The following is a 1,832-nucleotide window of genomic DNA, read 5'->3' on the forward strand; positions in this document are numbered from 1 at the left end:
TTGACCATTTCGGTGCTTCTGCAAATTCTATTCATTAGCAGGCACGCCGCTAACAACATCTTCCAATCACTCCGTGGCTACGATCAATAGCTTTTACCACAGCTCTTCCTTTTAAGCTAAAGAGGTATTTTCTAATTACTCCACAAAACTGAAACACAACTGCGCAATTATTATGCGTAGTTAAAATTTCTTTTGTCTTTAGCAGGAGTAGCAAGACTCGAACTCGCATTTCTAGGTTCGTAGCCCAGCGTTCTATCCAATTGAACTATACTCCTATGGTGGAACAGACAGGACTCGAACCTGTATCTTCGGATCTTCAATCCGCAGCATTGACCATCTTTGCTACTGTTCCCTTTTGGGTGTACTCCGGGACTCGAACCCTGTTCCTCCCATTCACAGTGGGACGCTTTACCAGATAAGCTAGAGACACCATTTGAAGACTCGAAAGGATTTGAACCTTTACAACAAGGATCAAAACCTTGTATGCTAACCGTTACATCACGAGTCTAGTCGTAAGCCTAAAAAGATTCGAACTCTTACCTCAAGGGTAGAAACCTTGCGTGCTATCCATTACACCATAAGCTTATACTGTACCCCACCCAAGATTCGAACTTGGACTTTAAGGATTTTAAGTCCTTTGCCTCTGCCAATTGGGCTAATGGGGCATCGTACAGGGAGAGAGATTCGAACTCTCAGAGTACTGGTTCTAAACCAGCTGCGTTTGCCATTTCGCCATCCCTGCAATTGTTGAGGCACTAGGACTCGAACCTAAGACTCCCGTGTTAAAAGCACGGTACTCTACCAACTGAGTTATACCTCATTTTGTACTCTGTAGGGGAATCGAACCCCTGTTTCCTGATAGAAAGTCAGGCGTACTACCGTTATACGAACAGAGCAAAAGTCTGAGAAGCAAGATTCGAACTTGCGACCTCCCGCTTCCAAAGCGGGTAAACTAACCACCGTTATCTTCCCAGTTTCGCAGTACCGACGGGACTCGAACCCGTACCTTCCCGATAGACAGTCGGGCGCTCTAGCCTTTGAACTACGGTACTAAAGTGGAAGTAGTAGGACTTGAACCTACATGTCATTTCTGAACCTGATTTACAGTCAGGCGAGCCAGCCAATTGCTCAATACTTCCATAATATTTAGAGACAAGGATGAGATTCGAACTCATAAAAAATGATTTTGCAGACCATTGCCTTAACCATTCAGCCACCATGTCAATTTGGCGGAGGGCAAAGGAATTGAACCTTCACTACCTTAAGCAGACTCGCTTAGCAGGCGAGCGCAACAAACCAGTATTTGCCTACCCTCCAATTGCGGAAGAGGTGGGAGTCAAACCCACACGAGACTGGTTACTCCGATCACTTTTCAAGAGTGTGGCCACCGCCCTTTGGCTTGCTCTTCCTTTTTTCAATAAACCTTACGCATAAAAAAAGCATCTCTTTATCGGAGATGCTCTGTACATATGTGAATGTTGTCTATGACGTCAACACATGATACACGTATTTCTCCTTTGTTTACAAATGGACAGTTGATCACTATAAAACCGTTCAAACCATTTCGGCGAACAGAGATATAGTTCCAATAATTGTATATGTCTTTTTAAAGATTCCATTTGTATGGGTTTATAAGTTATGACGGTGCAAAGATGAAAACGATTTTTAAATTACACAAGAAAAAATCAATTTAATTTATTGATAATCAGATAGTTACATTGAAATATGAACAATAGAATCCCTGTCCGTCATATTGCGGATTTTGAACATTTATTACAACTGTCTGTCTACCAATTGTTTTCTGTTTCAACTATGCTATTTTATTCGTTTAC

General features: G+C 42.2%; 15 tRNA genes. All 15 read right to left on the reverse strand.

The window, feature by feature from the left end:
• Positions 1-202: 202 nt before the first annotated feature.
• Positions 203-275, reverse strand: a tRNA-Arg gene (locus tag FEE95_RS21945).
• Position 276: 1 nt separating this feature from the next.
• Positions 277-352, reverse strand: a tRNA-Phe gene (locus FEE95_RS21950).
• A gap of 5 nt (positions 353-357) precedes the next feature.
• Positions 358-431, reverse strand: a tRNA-His gene (locus tag FEE95_RS21955).
• A gap of 5 nt (positions 432-436) precedes the next feature.
• Positions 437-508 (reverse strand) — tRNA-Gln (locus tag FEE95_RS21960).
• Positions 509-513: 5 nt separating this feature from the next.
• Positions 514-585: transfer RNA gene (locus tag FEE95_RS21965), tRNA-Arg, on the reverse strand.
• 6 nt (positions 586-591) lie between these two features.
• A tRNA-Leu gene (locus FEE95_RS21970) sits at positions 592-665 on the reverse strand.
• 4 nt (positions 666-669) lie between these two features.
• Positions 670-742: transfer RNA gene (locus FEE95_RS21975), tRNA-Leu, on the reverse strand.
• A 5-nt stretch (positions 743-747) separates the two neighbouring features.
• A tRNA-Lys gene (locus FEE95_RS21980) sits at positions 748-820 on the reverse strand.
• Positions 821-825: 5 nt separating this feature from the next.
• Positions 826-896 (reverse strand) — tRNA-Glu (locus tag FEE95_RS21985).
• Between the two features lie 5 nt (positions 897-901).
• Positions 902-974 (reverse strand) — tRNA-Pro (locus FEE95_RS21990).
• A 5-nt stretch (positions 975-979) separates the two neighbouring features.
• A tRNA-Asp gene (locus FEE95_RS21995) sits at positions 980-1,052 on the reverse strand.
• 4 nt (positions 1,053-1,056) lie between these two features.
• Positions 1,057-1,139, reverse strand: a tRNA-Tyr gene (locus FEE95_RS22000).
• 11 nt (positions 1,140-1,150) lie between these two features.
• Positions 1,151-1,223 (reverse strand) — tRNA-Cys (locus tag FEE95_RS22005).
• Positions 1,224-1,227: 4 nt separating this feature from the next.
• A tRNA-Ser gene (locus FEE95_RS22010) sits at positions 1,228-1,316 on the reverse strand.
• Between the two features lie 5 nt (positions 1,317-1,321).
• Positions 1,322-1,409, reverse strand: a tRNA-Ser gene (locus tag FEE95_RS22225).
• Positions 1,410-1,832: the final 423 nt, after the last annotated feature.

Source organism: Maribacter algarum (ex Zhang et al. 2020) (assembly GCF_005885635.1).
In the GTDB taxonomy this organism is placed as follows: Bacteria; Bacteroidota; Bacteroidia; order Flavobacteriales; family Flavobacteriaceae; genus Maribacter_C; species Maribacter_C algarum.